Genomic DNA, 779 nt, shown 5'->3' on the forward strand with positions numbered 1-779 from the left:
GTGGAGCCATCCTTGAAATACCACCCTTGTATGTTTGATGTTCTAACTTAGACCCCTTATCGGGGTTGAGGACAGTGCCTGGTGGGTAGTTTGACTGGGGCGGTCTCCTCCCAAAGAGTAACGGAGGAGCACGAAGGTGGGCTAATCACGGTTGGACATCGTGAGGTTAGTGCAATGGCATAAGCCCGCTTGACTGCGAGAATGACAATTCGAGCAGGTGCGAAAGCAGGTCATAGTGATCCGGTGGTTCTGTATGGAAGGGCCATCGCTCAACGGATAAAAGGTACTCCGGGGATAACAGGCTGATACCGCCCAAGAGTTCATATCGACGGCGGTGTTTGGCACCTCGATGTCGGCTCATCACATCCTGGGGCTGAAGTCGGTCCCAAGGGTATGGCTGTTCGCCATTTAAAGTGGTACGCGAGCTGGGTTTAGAACGTCGTGAGACAGTTCGGTCCCTATCTGCCGTGGGCGTTGGAAGATTGAAGGGGGCTGCTCCTAGTACGAGAGGACCGGAGTGGACGAACCTCTGGTGTTCGGGTTGTGTCGCCAGACGCATTGCCCGGTAGCTAAGTTCGGAATCGATAACCGCTGAAAGCATCTAAGCGGGAAGCGAGCCCTGAGATGAGTCTTCCCTGATACTTTAAGTATCCTTAAGGGTTGTTCGAGACTAGAACGTTGATAGGCAGGGTGTGTAAGCGTTGTGAGGCGTTGAGCTAACCTGTACTAATTGCCCGTGAGGCTTAACCATACAACACCCAAAGGGTTTTGATGGACTC

General features: G+C 52.9%; 1 rRNA gene. It reads left to right on the plus strand.

Going from position 1 to position 779, the window contains the following annotated elements:
• Window positions 1-751: ribosomal RNA gene (locus tag ACSTTG_RS24175) — 23S ribosomal RNA — on the plus strand; the annotation flags it as partial.
• Window positions 752-779 lie beyond the last annotated feature (28 nt).

The organism is Vibrio glycogenivorans, from assembly GCF_051660965.1.
Taxonomy (GTDB): Bacteria; Pseudomonadota; Gammaproteobacteria; order Enterobacterales; family Vibrionaceae; genus Vibrio.